Here is a 14182-nt window from a genome sequence, read left to right as displayed (position 1 = left end):
CTTCTCGACGCCTCTCAGAGCTTGATCTCGATGTCAACGCCGGCCGGAAGGTCCAGGCGCATCAGCGAGTCAACGGTCTTGGGAGTCGGGTCGAGGATGTCGATCAGGCGCTTGTGCGTGCGCATCTCGAAGTGCTCGCGCGAGTCCTTGTACTTGTGCGGCGACTTGATGACGCAGTACACGTTCTTCTCAGTGGGCAGCGGCACCGGGCCCGCGACCGACGCACCAGTGCGCGTCACCGTCTCGACGATCTTCTTCGCCGAGGAGTCGATGACCTCGTGGTCGTAGGCCTTGAGCCGGATGCGGATCTTCTGTCCCGCCATGGCTACTCCGTAGTCCTGTCTGTTGTGGAAACGCTCTGGCTCCCGGGCGGCTGTGGATACCTCCACCGCTTCTCTCCGACCCACGCGGTCGGGCGTGTCGCACTCCCTCCAAGAAAATTCCCATACGGAAATTCCCTCGTCCAAGGGGGTGCGGTACCGAGACCGCGGTTCGGGGGAGAAACACCCACCGGGTGCCTGGTGGGCCCCGTGCTGACACTTCCCGAAAGATTCCCGTACGTCCGCCCCCATTGCTGCCCCGAGGGACAGATAGAGGCGACGAGTACTGTGGGACTCGCTTCCGGTCCTCCCGGCGGGAGGCGCGCAGCATCGGCACTCAACCGAGCAACTTGAGTAGTCTGCCACACGAGACACGTACTGCGCCAATCGGGCGCAGAACAATACCCCGCCGCGCGGACACGTCAAACCTGCCCCGCGACGGGGAGCCACTGCGGGGCCCGGGTCAGGAGCGGGAGACCGTCCCGCACTCCTTCGGCAGCGCCGCCACGTCCTTGCTGCGGTCGTAGGGATCGGTGAGCGGTCCCGTCGCTCCCGATGACGGCCGGGTCTGCCGGTCGGCCGCGAACATCGGGTGGAGATAGCCCTCGCCGTCGCGGGAGCAGTCGTCGTTGCCCGCCGACTCGGACCAGCTGACGATCTGCAGCTTGCCGGGAGTCGCCGCTATCCGTTCGGGGTCCGCCAGGGCCACGGTGAGCTCCCGCCGCACGATGGTGCGCGCCACCTCGTCCGCACCGGTCCGCGCCTGCACCAGCGGGTAGACGAAGGTGTAGTCGGAGTGCACCAGCACCTCACCGGAGCGGGTGCTGTCGAACCACATGCGCCCGCGCGTCTTGACCACGTCGCCGTGCACCCGCGCGTGCGCCGGATCGAAACGGCTGAACAGCCACAACGGGTCGGCGTCCTTGGACGGCCGGACCAGAGCCTTCTCCATCAGCCCGCGGCCGTCGTCCTGGAGCGGGTCCAGCAGGTCCAGCGCCGCCTGCGGGCGCTCGCCGCGCAGGGTGGCGGGCTCCAGATTGGCAGCCGCCAGCAGCCGGCCGGTCTTCGCGACCGCGTCGGCCACCTGCTCCTTGGACAGCCCGCCCACGGCCTTGGCCTCGGGCAGCTCGATCCCGGCGGCGCCATCGGCCCACTGGAGCGCCGGCGAGCCCCGGAAGGGGTCCTGGAGGGTCGGTTGGTCCGGGTACTGCTGGGCGGGCGCGGCCGTCGGACGCGCGGTCTCGCCGGGCAGCGGCGCGGCGTTCCGGGCGTCCTTCCTGGCCTCCGCCTTGCCGGTGAGCCGGTCGATCACCAGCTCCGGCCGTACGGCGATCAGCGCGAGCGCCGCGATGAACACGATGGCCGCGGTCGCCTTGAGCCGCCGCTTGCCCTTCCCGCGGCCTTCCCTCTCCTGCCAGGCCGGCCCGGTCCGCCATCCGGCGGGCTCGGCTGCCTGCCGGGCCTTGCGGGCCTTGCGCCCCTTCCAGCCCCGCTCCCGCGCGGCCCGCTCCTCGTCCTGGCGGCGCAGCCGCTCGGTCACCATCCTCGCCCGCGCCGACGGCTCCTTCGGGGCCTCCCCCACCCCGGCCTCGGCGTCCCGCACGAACCGCGCCCACTCCTCGTCGGAAACGCCGGTTCTGCGCGCGTCGTCGTTGTTCCCCACAACGCCCCCCCTTGAGATGTCCACACCATGCGCTGCGGAGCCTCTCACACCCCCCGGACCAGCCGTTTTCCACCCCCTGACCAAATCCGCACCACCTGGCACCCCCCTGTCCGGGGCGCCGCATACCCTTGCCCGAACCATGGGGGTGGATCTTGAACGCCGACAACGGCAAAGACCTGGAGATGGACCCGGTCGCCGTCAAAAACATCACGGCCGGCCTGCGCGGGGCGATCGCCGAACTGCGCGAGTTCGCGCCGGACGCCGGCGCGACGGTGGGAGCCGGGCTCGAAAAGCTCACGCTGACCGGCATGGAGGCCGGCCACCCGGACGTCACCGCCGTCTTCCACGACCTCTGCACGCGCTGGGACTGGGGAGTGCGCGCCCTGGTCGAGGAGGTCAGCGGCCTGACCGCCGCGCTGAACATCTCGGCGGGGATGATCTGGGAGGAGGACCAGTACCGCAGGGGCACGTTCAAGGTCGCGGCCAACTCCGTGATCGGCAATCCGCACGCCGACGAGGACACGGCCGAGAGGACCTCCTGGGACGAGATCAAGGCACCGTTCCGCCACGAGACCCCGGAAGAGGCCCAGAAGGCGCGCGACGAGTTCGGGCAGCAATGGGAACAGGCCAAGCGGGACGCGGTGACGAAGGGCAACAGCGCCCGCCTGCTGGACGGAGCGGCCGATCTCGGCCAGCTGGACCCCTCGGCCCTCGCCCTCGTCCGGGAACGGGCGCACCAGGCGGAGCACGACGCCCCGCAGCAGGGTGAACGCTGATGGGGCACGACCTGCAGGGGTGGCTGGACGCCGGTAAAAAGGCCGTCGGCGAGGGCGTCGAATGGGTGGGCGACAAGGCGGGGGCCGGGCTCGACGAAGTAGGACTCCACGAGGCCGCCGATGTCGTGCGGGACGGCACGGACAAGGTCGCGAACCGTCTCGGCGCGGAGGTCGCAGAGGCCGAGCTGGGCCACACCGACGACCCGAAGAAGCTGGTCCACGGCAGCCCGTCCAAACTCCGCGCGACCGCCTCCCACTTGGCCGACTTCCAGGCGGCCTTCGACAAGACCGGCGAGGGCCTCAAGGGCCTGGACGAGGACGGCATCAAAGGTGCGGCCGCCGAAGGCTTCCGGGTGCTCGCCCAGAAGCAGCCGCCGAAGTGGTTCAAGGCAGCGGACGCCTTCGAGACGGCGGCAGGGGCCCTGAACCGGTTCGCGGACACGGTGGAGTGGGCCCAGGGCCGCGCCCGGGAAGCCCTGGACGAGTACACGACCGCCGTGAAGACGTCGCAGGCGGCCCGTGAGGCCTACGACAAGTGGGTCGACACGTACAACGCGGCGCTCCGCAGCAAGCAGGAGCCGTTGCCGGCCCGTCCGATGGGCTTCACCGACCCGGGGGCCGACGGCATCAAGGCGGCCCGGGAGAAGCTGGCCGAGGCGCGCCACCAGCGCGACGAGGCGGCCCGGACGGCGGTCCAGGCGCTGACGAAGGCACGGGACGCCGCCCCGCCCCTGCCGTCCGTGGCCGAGCAACTGGTCTACGAGGGGGCCATTCGCGGACTCGGGCTGGAACACCAGGGCGGCGGGTTCATCAAGGGGCTGGCGGCCACGGTCGACTTCTTCCGTGCGGTCGACCCCCTGGATCCGTACAACCGCATGCATCCGACCGAATACAAGATGCGGCTCAGCGGCCTGGGCGTCGGCATGCTGACGATGGCCAACGATCCCGTCGGGGCCGGTTCCCTGATGTACGTGCAGTTCATGAAGGACCCCGACGAGGGGATCGGCAAGATCTATGCCGAGGTCGCCGGGGCGAAGGGGACGAGCGCCGTCACCGGTCCGCTGCGCAGGACCTCCTTCCTGAGCCGGCTGGCCAACGGCGAACTGCCCAAGCCGCCCAAGCTGCCGCAGCGGCCGGCGTCCGCACACACGCCCTCGACCCGTGAGGCGCTCCACGGGAACGAGGGGCCCGGCGCCCGCGAGAAGAAGGACGTCCCGTGCGAGGGGGACCCGGTCGACGTGGCGACGGGCCGGATGCTGCTCCCGCAGACCGACCTCGTCCTGCCGGGCTCGTTCCCGCTCGTCTTCACCCGGACCTTCGAGTCCTCGTACCGCTCGGGCCGCTGGTTCGGCCCCACCTGGGCATCGACGGTCGACCAGCGGCTGGAGACCGACGCCGAGGGCGTGATCCTCGTCTGCGAGGACGGAAGCCTGCTGGCCTACCCGCACCCGGAGCAGGCCGGCCCACCCGTCCTCCCCTCCCACGGCCGGCGATGGCCGCTGACGCTCGACCCGGACGGCGGCTACACGGTCACCGACCCCGAGTCGGGCCACGTACGCCATTTCGCGGAGGACGGCGTCCTCACCCAGCTGGACGACCGCAACGGCGCCTGGATCGTGTACACGTACGACGACACGACCGGCGCCCCGCTGTCGATCTCCCACAGCGGCGGCTACGAGCTGCGCCTGACCTCTTCGGGTGGCCGAATAACCGGCCTGTCCCTGGCGGACGGCACCGAAGGCCTGCGCTACGGCTACACGGACGGCCACCTCACCGAGGTCACCAACTCCTCGGGCCGGCCCCTGCGCTTCGGGTACGACGCACTGGGCCGGATCACCTCCTGGACCGACACCAACGACCGGCGCTTCGACTACGTCTACGACGAGCGGCACCGCTGCATCGCCCAGTCCGGTACGAACGGCCACCTCAACATCAGGTTCGCCTACGAGGACGGCGTCACGACGCTCACGGACTCCCTGGGCCACCGCAAGCGGTACGTGATCAACGAACGCGCCCAGGTCGTCGCGGAGCTCGACGCGGCGGGGCTGACGACGCACTGCGAGTACGACCGGTACGACCGGCTGCTGTCCCGTACGGACCCGCTCGGCCGCACCGTCCGCCTGGAGTACGACGAGGCCGGCCGCCTCACCTCCGTGACCCGCCCGGACGGCAAGGTCTCGCGGGCGCGGTACGACGCCTCGGGCCTGCCGGTGACGCTCGTGTCGGCGGACGGCGCGACGACGACCCACACGTACGACGAACGGGGCAACCGCACCTCGACGACCGATCCCACGGGTGCCACCACCCACTTCGCCTACGACGCGCGCGGTCACCTGTCCTCGGTGACGGACGCCCTCGGCCACACGAGTGCCTTCGTCTTGGACCGGGCCGGACTCCTCGTCTCGGCCACGGACCCCCTCGGCGCCACCACCACCTACACCCGCGACGCCTTCGGCCGCCCGGTGACCGTCACGGATCCCCTGGGCCGTACGACCCGCCACACCTGGAGCACCGAGGGCCGGCTGCTGCGACGCGTGCACCCGGACGGCACGTCGGAATCGTGGACGTACGACGGGGAGGGCAACTGCCTGACGCACACCGACGCCGCGGGCGGGGTGACCGTCAACGAGTACGGCGATTTCGACCTCCTGACCGCCCGCACCGGTCCCGACGGCGCACGCCACACGTTCGACCACGACACCGAACTGCGCCTGACGCAGGTCACCAACCCGCAGGGTATGAGGTGGAGTTACACGTACTCCCCCACGGGCCTGCCGACCTCGGAATCGGACTTCGACGGTCGCAGCCTCACCTACGAGTACGACGCGGCCGGCGCCCTCACCGCCCGCACCGACACACTGGGCGCCCGCACCACCTACACCCGCAACGAGCTCGGACAGTTCACCCGCAAGACGACGGCGTCGGGCTCGACGGTTTACGGCTACGACGGCTCCGACCGCTTGGCCTCACTGATCTCGCCGGAGTCCTCGGTCACCTGGCTCCGCGACGGGACGGGACGGGTCCTGGCGGAAACGGTCGACGGCCGCACGCTCACCTACGCCTACGACGCCCTGGGCCGTCGGACGACCCGCACCACGCCCAGCGGGGCGCAGTCCCACTGGACGTACGACGCGGCGGGGCACCGCACCGCACTGACGACGGCCGGTCGCACGATCACCTTCGAGCGCGATGCGGCAGGACAGGAACTCACCCGCACCCTGGGCCCCGGCCTCGCCCTCACCCACGAGTACGACCCCCTGGGCCGGCTCTCCTCCCGGACGGTGGTCGGCCGGGACGGCCGTACCCTCCGGCGCCGGGGCTACAGCTACCGTGCGGACGGCTACCTCACCGGGATCGACGACTCCCTGACCGGCCCGCGGACGTTCACCCTCGACGCGGCCGCCCGCGTGACGGCGGTGGACGCCGGATCGTGGTCGGAGCGGTACACCTACGACGAGGCGGGCAACCAGACCCACGCCACCTGGCCGGACCGCCACCCGGGCGCCGACGCGCAGGGCGGCCGCTCGTACACGGGCACCCGCATCACCCGCGCGGGGGCGGTCCGCTACGAGCACGACGCACTCGGCCGGGTGACCGTGCGCCGCAAGACCCGGCTCTCCCGCAAGCCGGAGACCTGGCGGTACGAGTGGAACGCCGAGGACCAGCTGTCGGCGGTCACCACTCCGGACGGCACCCGCTGGCGGTACACGTACGACCCGCTGGGCCGCCGCACGGCGAAGCAACGCCTGTCGCCGGCCGGCGCGGTCGTGGAGGAAACCACCTTCACCTGGGACGGCGCCACCCTGTGCGAACAGTCCACCGGCCCGGTCACCCTCACCTGGACCCATCAGGGCCTGCACCCGCTCACCCAGTCCGAGCACATCGACGACGACACGGTGGACGACCGCTTCTTCGCCATCGTCACCGACCTCATCGGCACCCCGACCGAGCTCCTCACCGAGGACGGCACCACGGCGTGGCGCACCCGCGCCACCCTCTGGGGCACCACCACCTGGAACCGCGACGCGACGGCCTACACCCCGCTCCGCTTCCCGGGCCAGTACTTCGACCCCGAGTCGGGCCTCCACCACAACGTCTTCCGCACCTACGACCCCGAAACGGCCCGCTACCTCACCCCGGACCCCCTGGGCCTCTCCGGTGGCCCGAATCCATGCTGGTACGGACCCAACCCGCTGGAATGGGTGGACCCCCTCGGTCTGGCTCTCTGCCGAGCCAAACCGAGGCTGGAAGACGGGAATGCCAAAGAGGGCTGGCAGCATATAGATGAGCGCCACATTACGGGCAATCACCCATCAGGCCACGGAGATTTGATGCCTCCCTCCACGACCAGGGAGCAAGTGGGCGAGGCCGCGGCGAAGATGATCGAGAAAGGCAATCGCGTGTCTGACCCAAGCCGCCGAATGCAGGTATTTGAGAAACGTATGACTGTCAACGGCATGCCCGCCCGCTATCGCCTGCTCGTGGACTCACACGACGGGAACCGGATCATCACCTTCTTCCCCGTCGGAAAGAGCTACGTCCCGTGATCGTGGAATTTGCCGTTCGACCGGGTCAGGGCGAGTCCAGTGGGTTCGATCTCGGGGACATGGTCTGGGTCGGCGAGCTGGGGGAAGCGCGGTCGGCGGGGCAGTCGCCCGATCAAGGGATGATGATCTACGCCTCGGTGACCCAACTCCTGGACTGCCTGCACGACTTGCTGCGAGGCCGAACAAGGAGTGCCTTGTTCACGGGCGTGGACTCCTCGTTCCGGCTGACATTCGCCAGGAGCAAGAAGGGCATCCGCACCACCGGCCCGTCCGGTCCCGTCTCGATCCTCGCACCCGACGAATTCGCGGGGACCGTTCTTGCAGCGGCGGAGGAACTGGCACGCACGCATCTCGGCTCCCTGCCCTCCGACGGCGTGGCAGACGACTATCGGGCCGCCCTTGAGGGCTTCAGGATCCTGGTGGCGCCATAGAGTCGCCCCGAACAGATCAAGCAATTCCTCAGAGAGGCTTATAAGCGTGGATGAACGTAACGACGTCCGGCTACACGTGGCGTCGGTCGAGAGCGCTTCCGCGACAGAAGCCGTCTGCGCGGTCAGGAACATCGGCGGGGAGGCGAGCGTAGGCATGATCTTTCGATCAAGCGTTTCCCCCGCCATCGAGATTCGCATCACCGAGATCCTTCGGTACGGACGATCCGTTCCCATCTTGGACCAGGCCTATACGGCAAGGGTGACCTTCATCGGGCCTGGGGCCGCCGGAATCGAAGCTGGGGAAACCCTGGTCAGCGCCCGGGATTAGGAGACCCACCGCAACGCGGGGGCCGCGATGCGGTGGGCCGGGGGGTGGCGGGGTGAGAGGTAGGGGTGAGTACTCGGGAAGCGAAAGAACCTCGCCAGACCCCACCAGCCTCCCGTCGGGGGCGCTTCGCTCGGATGGGTGAATCGGGACAACTCGGCTGGCTTCCCCGGGGGTTGTCGGGCATATGCTCGGCGCGACAACTCCAGACATACGTCGGCCCCCGACGGGACTCGCAATCCCGGCGGGGGCCTGGCCAAGCAGGAAGAGAACAGCTTCCCGATGGATACCCAGAAGCCTAACCCCGTCGTGCTCGCCTCCGGGCGCAATCGCGGCGATGCCCCCCGATCAGGTGTCATCCACGTCAACGTCCGGCACACCCGCCGCTTCACCGTGGTCGGCAACCACCTCGCGCAGCACGCGGAGATGTCCCTCGTAGCGATCGGTCTGGCGCTCCACATCCAGTCCCTGCCCGCCGGCTCACGCATCGGCATCAAGGACCTCGCCGGCCGCTTCCCCGAGAGCGAGCACCGGATCGCCCGTGCGCTGCGCGAGCTGGAGGCTTACGGATACCTGGAGCGGACCCGCGTGCGGCTGCCCGGCGGGCAGGTGATCACCCGGACCGTGTCCTACAACCGCCCCGGGTGCGTGGACAGCGACCCGCACCCCGGCCCGGACCCGCATCCCGGCCCGGCGCCCGCCGCCCAGGCCCCGCCCGCGACCACCCCGGCCGCCGCCGCGCCGGAGGCCCGCGCCCCTCAGCCGCCCGCCACCCCGCGCGCTCCCGGCGGGTCCCTCCCCCGGCCCCTGAACCCCGACAACCCCTGGCGGCACGAGGCGGCCGTCACCGTCCTGACGGACCTGCGCCGCCTCGACTCCCGTCTCCTGCTCGGCCGGCAGGACATCGAGCGCCTCGCCCCCGCCGTCGAGGCCTGGCTGGAGCGCTGCGCCCGCCCCGGCAGCATCACCGCCGCCCTCACGGCCAACCTGCCGCCGCAGCCCCGCAATCCGGCCGGACTGGTGGCGTACCGGCTCACCGCCCAGCTGCCGCCGGCCCTGGCAGACGTACCCCGCCCGGCCGCCCACGTACCGCCGGACCCCTTCCAGACCTGCGAGGACGAGACCTGCGGCCTCGCCTTCCGGTCCCGGGAGCCGGGCCTGTGCGGGGAGTGCCGGGCGGAGGCGGGCGGAGGCGGGCGCCGCATGAGGACCGTGACGCGCCCCGCATAGGCACCGGGGCATAGCCACCGGGGTAGGCGCCGCATACGCACCCGGCCGGGACGTCCCCGCACAGCAGCCGGCAACGCCCCGCGGATACGACGAAGGGCCCTTCCCCCACCGCCGGAGCGGTGGGGGAAGGGCCCCTCTGTCAAACGTGGTGCCCGCTCGCGCGAGCTACCAGGTCAGAGCACGAATTACTTCGTGATCTTGGTGACCTGGCCGGCGCCCACCGTACGACCACCCTCACGGATGGCGAACTTCAGGCCCTCTTCCATCGCGACCGGCTGGATGAGGGAGACCGTCATGTCGGTGTTGTCACCGGGCATGACCATCTCGGTGCCCTCAGGCAGGGTCACAACGCCCGTCACGTCCGTGGTACGGAAGTAGAACTGCGGGCGGTAGTTGTTGAAGAACGGGGTGTGACGGCCACCCTCGTCCTTCGACAGGATGTACGCGGCGGCCTCGAACTCGGTGTGCGGCGTGACCGAACCGGGCTTGATGATGACCTGACCGCGCTCGACGTCCTCGCGCTTGATGCCACGGAGGAGCAGACCGACGTTCTCACCGGCCTGGCCCTCGTCGAGGAGCTTGCGGAACATCTCGATACCGGTGACCGTGGTGGTGGTCTTCTCTTCCTTGATACCGATGATGTCGACGGTCTCGTTGACCTTCAGGACACCACGCTCGATACGGCCGGTGACGACCGTACCGCGACCGGTGATCGTGAAGACGTCCTCGACCGGCATCAGGAAGGGCTTGTCGGTGTCGCGCGGCGGGGTCGGGATCGACTCGTCCACGGCCTTCATGAGGCCGAGGAGCTTCTCGCCCCACTCCTTGTCGCCCTCGAGCGCCTTGAGCGCGGAGACCTGGACGACCGGCAGGTCGTCGCCCGGGAAGTCGTACTCGGAGAGCAGCTCACGGACCTCGAGCTCGACGAGCTCCAGGATCTCCTCGTCGTCCACCATGTCGGCCTTGTTCAGGGCGACGACGATGTAGGGGACGCCGACCTGGCGGGCCAGGAGCACGTGCTCCTTGGTCTGCGGCATCGGGCCGTCGGTGGCGGCGACCACGAGGATGGCACCGTCCATCTGCGCGGCACCGGTGATCATGTTCTTGATGTAGTCCGCGTGACCCGGGCAGTCGACGTGGGCGTAGTGACGCGCCTCGGTCTGGTACTCGACGTGCGCGATGGAGATGGTGATACCGCGCTGGCGCTCCTCAGGAGCCTTGTCGATCTGGTCGAAGGCCGAGGCCTCGTTCAGGTCCGGGTACGCGTCGTGCAGCACCTTGGTAATGGCGGCCGTGAGGGTCGTCTTACCGTGGTCAATGTGACCGATGGTGCCGATGTTGACGTGCGGCTTAGTCCGCTCGAACTTCGCCTTCGCCACGGGGGTCCTCCTGGAGAGTGGTTCTGGTACGCCTGACAGATCGGCGCCAGGTGATCTTTGCTGGGATGCCAGTCCCTCCGGGCAACAAGAGCGGATGCTCCTGTTGCCCCAGAGGTACCGGTGACAAGCCTAAAGCGTGAGCTCCGAAGAGTTACTCGCCCTTGGCCTTCGCGATGATCTCCTCAGCGACGTTCCGGGGAACCTCGGCGTAGGAGTCGAACTGCATCGAGTAGCTGGCGCGACCCGAGGTCTTGCTGCGGAGGTCTCCGACGTAGCCGAACATCTCCGAAAGCGGCACGAGGCCCTTCACGATGCGAGCACCGTGACGCTCGTCCATGGCCTGGATCTGGCCACGACGAGAGTTGATGTCGCCGATGACCTCACCCATGTAGTCCTCGGGCGTGGTGACCTCAACGGCCATCATCGGCTCAAGGAGCACGGGAGAAGCCTTGCGCGCGGCCTCCTTGAAGGCCTGCGAACCGGCGATCTTGAACGCGAGTTCGGAGGAGTCGACCTCGTGGTAACCACCGTCGAGAAGAATGACGCGGACGCCAGTCATCTCGTAGCCGGCGAGGATGCCGAACTTCATGGCTTCCTGGGCACCGGCGTCCACCGACGGGATGTACTCACGCGGGATGCGTCCACCGGTGACCTTGTTGACGAACTCGTAAGCCGCCTCGCCGCCCTCGATGGGCTCGATCGCGATCTGCACCTTGGCGAACTGACCGGTACCACCGGTCTGCTTCTTGTGGGTGTAGTCGTGACGCTCGACGGACTTGCGGATCGTCTCGCGGTAGGCCACCTGCGGCTTGCCGACGTTCGCCTCGACCTTGAACTCGCGACGCATGCGGTCGACGAGGATGTCGAGGTGAAGCTCGCCCATACCACCGATGATGGTCTGGCCGGTCTCCTCGTCCGAGTGAACCTGGAAGGAGGGGTCCTCCTCCGCGAGACGCTGGATGGCAACACCCAGCTTCTCCTGGTCACCCTTGGACTTGGGCTCGATGGCGACCTGGATGACCGGGGCCGGGAAGTCCATGGACTCCAGGATGACCGGGGCCTTCTCGTCGCACAGCGTCTCACCGGTGGTGGTCTGCTTGAGGCCCATGACGGCGACGATGTCACCGGCGCCCACCGACTCGATCTCCTCACGCTTGTTCGCGTGCATGCGGTAGATCTTGCCGATGCGCTCCTTCTTGCCCTTGACGGAGTTCAGCACCGCGGTGCCGGCCTCCAGGCGACCGGAGTAGATCCGGACGAAGGTGAGCTTGCCGAGGTGCGGGTCGCTCGCGATCTTGAACGCGAGGGCCGACAGCGGCTCGGAGTCGGCCGGCTTGCGCTTGACGACGACCTCCGCGTCCTTGACGTCGTGGCCTTCGATGGCCTCGACGTCCAGGGGGGAGGGAAGGTAGCGCACGACGGCGTCGAGCAGGGGCTGGACGCCCTTGTTCTTGAACGCGGTGCCGCAGAACACGGGGGTGACGGTGGTGTCGCCGCCCTTGCCGGACGCGATGGTGATACGACGGACGGCGGCGTAGAGCTGCTCCTCGGTGGGCTCGGTGCCCTCCAGGAACAGTTCCATCATCTGCTCGTCGTTCTCGGCGACCGTCTCGACCAGCTTGGCGCGCCATTCCTCGGCGGCCTCGGTGTGCGAGGCGGGGATGTCGACGACGTCGTACATCTCGCCCTTGGAGGCCTCGGCGGACCACACAAGAGCCTTCATGCGGACCAGGTCGACGACGCCCTGGAAGTCCATCTCGGAGCCGATGGGCAGCTGCATGACGATCGGGGTCGCGCCGAGGCGGTCCACGATCATGTCCACGCAGCGGTGGAACTCGGCGCCGGTACGGTCCAGCTTGTTGACGAAGCAGATGCGCGGCACGCCGTAACGGTCGGCCTGACGCCAGACCGTCTCGGACTGCGGCTCCACACCGGCGACACCGTCGAAGACGGTGACGGCACCGTCGAGGACGCGGAGCGAACGCTCGACCTCTACGGTGAAGTCGACGTGACCCGGGGTGTCGATGATGTTGATGGTGTGGTCGACCTCGTCAAGAGGCCAGTGGCAGGTCGTCGCGGCAGACGTGATGGTGATACCACGCTCCTGCTCCTGCTCCATCCAGTCCATCGTGGCAGCGCCGTCGTGGACCTCACCGATCTTGTACGACACACCGGTGTAGAACAGGATGCGCTCGGTGGTGGTCGTCTTGCCCGCGTCGATGTGGGCCATGATCCCGATGTTGCGGACCTTGGCCAGGTCAAGCGAAGTGGTAGCCATAAGGCTTCGGTCTTCTCTCGGTCTCGATGTGGGGTGGGACTACCAGCGGTAGTGCGCGAAGGCCTTGTTGGACTCGGCCATCTTGTGCGTGTCCTCGCGCTTCTTGACGGCAGCGCCAAGACCGTTGGAGGCGTCGAGCAGCTCGTTCATGAGGCGCTCGGTCATGGTCTTCTCGCGGCGGGCGCGGGAGTAACCCACGAGCCAGCGCAGCGCGAGGGTCGACTGGCGACCCGGCTTGACCTCGACCGGAACCTGGTAGGTCGCGCCACCGACACGGCGGGACTTGACCTCGAGGGACGGCTTGACGTTCTCCAGCGCGCGCTTCAGCGTGATGACCGGGTCGTTGCCGGTCTTCTCGCGGAGGCCTTCCATGGCGCCGTAAACGATGCGCTCGGCGGTGGAGCGCTTGCCGTTCAGGAGGATCTTGTTGATGAGCGAGGTCACCAGAGGAGATGCGTAGACCGGGTCGATGATGACCGGGCGCTTCGGGGCGGGGCCCTTACGAGGCATTCTTACTTCTCCTTCTTGGCGCCGTAGCGGCTGCGGGCCTGCTTGCGGTTCTTGACAGCCTGGGTGTCAAGCGCACCGCGGATGATCTTGTAACGAACACCCGGCAGGTCCTTCACACGGCCACCACGCACGAGCACGATCGAGTGCTCCTGCAGGTTGTGTCCCTCACCCGGAATGTAAGCGGTGACCTCGATGCCGGAGGTCAGACGCACACGCGCGACCTTACGGAGCGCCGAGTTCGGCTTCTTCGGGGTGGTCGTGAACACACGCGTGCAGACGCCGCGACGCTGGGGCGAAGCCTCGAGCGCGGGGGTCTTTGTCTTCTCGACCTTGTCCTGCCGGCCCTTACGGACCAGCTGCTGGATCGTAGGCACTACTTCTCCGGTTTCTGTGTGCCGTGTAGTGAAGCTAACCTGGAACGTTGCCGACCCACGCGGTCGGGTGTGTCGGATCCGGTGGAGCTCCGCGCAAACGAAGAACACGTGGATCGCGGTGGCTGATCGGCTCTTATGCGGTTGATGGACACGCACGGGAGCCCAGGCACACCCCAGGCACAAGGTCTGAGCGTACCCATCCCATCCACTCCGGTCAAAACAAAGGCCCGGCGGCCCCGGCCGGGCCACCCTCCCCACAGACCCGCAGGCCAGACGCGGCAACGGATCCGGGCCCCCACCGCCCTCCCCCACCGGCTCGGACGTGCGGAACCCGCACGCGTGTGGTACG

The 14182-nt window shown here is 68.7% G+C and carries 11 protein-coding genes; 5 read left to right on the top strand and 6 right to left on the bottom strand.

Annotated elements, in window-relative coordinates:
* Positions 1-14: 14 nt before the first annotated feature.
* Positions 15-323, bottom strand: a complete 309-nt coding sequence (rpsJ, locus tag OHA81_RS18920) for a 30S ribosomal protein S10 (RefSeq protein ID WP_003948644.1) — start codon at positions 321-323, stop codon at positions 15-17.
* A 460-nt stretch (positions 324-783) separates the two neighbouring features.
* Complete coding sequence (locus OHA81_RS18915; RefSeq protein ID WP_329197495.1) at positions 784-1983, bottom strand: hypothetical protein; 1200 nt, start codon at positions 1981-1983, stop codon at positions 784-786.
* A gap of 152 nt (positions 1984-2135) precedes the next feature.
* Here OHA81_RS18915 and OHA81_RS18910 point away from each other — a divergent pair, with 152 nt between their 5' ends.
* The 5 genes from OHA81_RS18910 to OHA81_RS18890 all read left to right on the top strand — a co-directional run bounded on the left by OHA81_RS18910 (position 2136) and on the right by OHA81_RS18890 (position 9292).
* Complete coding sequence (locus OHA81_RS18910) at positions 2136-2759, top strand: hypothetical protein (RefSeq protein WP_329197493.1); 624 nt, start codon at positions 2136-2138, stop codon at positions 2757-2759.
* Entirely contained in the window at positions 2759-7306 is a 4548-nt protein-coding gene (locus OHA81_RS18905; protein ID WP_329197491.1) for a putative T7SS-secreted protein, read from the top strand. Before OHA81_RS18910 ends, OHA81_RS18905 begins: the two co-directional genes overlap by 1 nt.
* On the top strand, positions 7303-7737 hold the full coding sequence (locus OHA81_RS18900) for a hypothetical protein (RefSeq protein ID WP_329197489.1): 435 nt from the start codon (positions 7303-7305) through the stop codon (positions 7735-7737). Before OHA81_RS18905 ends, OHA81_RS18900 begins: the two co-directional genes overlap by 4 nt.
* 46 nt (positions 7738-7783) lie before the next feature.
* Positions 7784-8065 (top strand): hypothetical protein, encoded by a 282-nt coding sequence (locus OHA81_RS18895; RefSeq protein WP_329197487.1) that lies wholly within the window; start codon positions 7784-7786, stop codon positions 8063-8065.
* Between the two features lie 279 nt (positions 8066-8344).
* Positions 8345-9292 carry a hypothetical protein gene (locus OHA81_RS18890; RefSeq protein WP_329197485.1) on the top strand — a complete coding sequence of 316 codons (948 nt, stop codon included), beginning with the start codon at positions 8345-8347 and terminating at the stop codon, positions 9290-9292.
* A gap of 185 nt (positions 9293-9477) precedes the next feature.
* On the opposite strand, the gene tuf is transcribed toward OHA81_RS18890, so the two are convergent.
* The 4 genes from tuf to rpsL all read right to left on the bottom strand — a co-directional run bounded on the left by tuf (position 9478) and on the right by rpsL (position 13833).
* Positions 9478-10671, bottom strand: coding sequence for an elongation factor Tu (gene tuf / locus OHA81_RS18885; RefSeq protein WP_136213222.1), 1194 nt, complete (start codon positions 10669-10671; stop codon positions 9478-9480).
* 151 nt (positions 10672-10822) lie between these two features.
* On the bottom strand, positions 10823-12949 hold the full coding sequence (gene fusA, locus OHA81_RS18880) for an elongation factor G (protein ID WP_136213221.1): 2127 nt from the start codon (positions 12947-12949) through the stop codon (positions 10823-10825).
* Between the two features lie 39 nt (positions 12950-12988).
* Positions 12989-13459, bottom strand: coding sequence for a 30S ribosomal protein S7 (gene rpsG, locus OHA81_RS18875; RefSeq protein WP_007265894.1), 471 nt, complete (start codon positions 13457-13459; stop codon positions 12989-12991).
* Between the two features lie 2 nt (positions 13460-13461).
* Positions 13462-13833 carry a 30S ribosomal protein S12 gene (gene rpsL, locus OHA81_RS18870; RefSeq protein WP_007265893.1) on the bottom strand — a complete coding sequence of 124 codons (372 nt, stop codon included), beginning with the start codon at positions 13831-13833 and terminating at the stop codon, positions 13462-13464.
* Positions 13834-14182 lie beyond the last annotated feature (349 nt).

Source organism: Streptomyces sp. NBC_00667 (genome assembly GCF_036226825.1).
GTDB lineage: Bacteria > Actinomycetota > Actinomycetes > Streptomycetales > Streptomycetaceae > Streptomyces.
Note: the sequence above shows the minus strand (reverse complement) of the source record. Positions and strands in the feature narration are given on the sequence as shown.